The 1,366-nt window shown below is 47.4% G+C and carries 1 protein-coding gene; it reads right to left on the bottom strand.

Features of this window, described 5'->3' with window-relative positions:
• Positions 1–79: 79 nt before the first annotated feature.
• Positions 80–1,213: a stalk domain-containing protein gene (locus tag AC1DUA_RS37810; RefSeq protein ID WP_477504598.1), complete on the bottom strand. Its 1,134-nt coding sequence runs from the start codon at positions 1,211–1,213 to the stop codon at positions 80–82.
• Between the last annotated feature and the right edge of the window lie 153 nt (positions 1,214–1,366).

Raw genomic sequence — 1,366 nt, 5'->3', positions numbered from 1 at the left:
ATGTGATATGGAAAAGCCTCCAGTTCACCCATTATTTTGGGCGGACTGGAGGCTTCGTGATTAAACTCTTAGGAATGTGTTACTGTTCAAGGTGTATAATGCCGGCATCACCAGTTTTTACTTCAGCCTTTAGAATATCTGAAACGAACTTGAGTGGCACATACAAGGTATCATTCTGAATGACTGGGGCTGCTCCCAGGGAGAAAGGTGCCATTTTGGCATAAAAATAGCTGTCTTTGCCCACTGTTACACTCGTCCATTGCGCTCCCTTGTGGAGTTCTGCCGCATAAGTAGCTTGATTCCAAGTTACTTCATAACCAAGACCTTCTGCTACCTTGCGGAATGGTACAAAGGTTACGCCTTCTGCACTCGTGATGCTATCACCTGCCGCCAAATCCAAGGCCACTTTGGGAGCCGACTCCGTTTTAACAGGAATGGTCAAGTCCGCAGCTATTGGAAAACGGAATTCCGGTGACCCCATCACGCCCGGTGCAATCGCATATTTCGGGAATACGACGACAGCTTCTCCTTTTTCTACATAAAAGCCCTGTGACTCTCTGATGCCCTCAAAATCGTCTTTAAAATAGTTCTCCGGATGTTCATCCATTGCCGCTCGGACTCCAGCATCTACGGTCTCCTTGTAGGTGTCGCCGAGCACATCCTGCAGGGTAACGCGCTGGGCTTCTTCACGATTTAACACATTGTAGGTGTCTACACGCGGCATGCCCGTTCCCCCAGTGGCTCCGTATGTCGTAATTTGCAGGGAGACTAACCCTGCCGGGGAACTCGTGCCATCCGACTTCAACTCATAAATAATGGTGAGTTCATATGGACGATAAGTAAACCCTTTGGTTTTGGCATCAGCTGCAGCTTCATCCGCCTCTTTTTCCCAGTTCGCCAAATCTTCATTCGCATGGGACATAAGAATATAGTTCAATTGTTCCTGATATTTCGCATCCAACATCCCTGTGAGTTGAGGGACTTTGACATTTGTTTTCAAATTTTCCGTCTTAGAGGTCAGCACTTCCTCTTTAACTTGAACCGCTGCGGCTTGGATAGCAATCGGTGTGACCTTCGCGCTGATCGGAACAGCCGTCACCGTCTCAGCTGAAGCTGAATCTGACCCAGCCGTTAGTACAGCTCCGCTTACACCAACCATCATCGCACATCCGAGCACACCCAGTTTCAACATGTTAAAAGGATTTTTTCTCATTTCACGTCACTCCTCATTCGTAATGGTTTTGTCATCTATGGTTGTTCTAACCTTCTCGATAACAAGACGCACGAACGAATGAAAAAGTCGGGAGTTCCTTTTTATTTTTCAGGAAATTCGGAATGCCGTCACAACTTGATGCAGATCCTGGGC

It is taken from the genome of Paenibacillus sp. 01T422, assembly GCF_056398785.1.
This window is presented reverse-complemented; position numbering and strand designations above follow the sequence as displayed.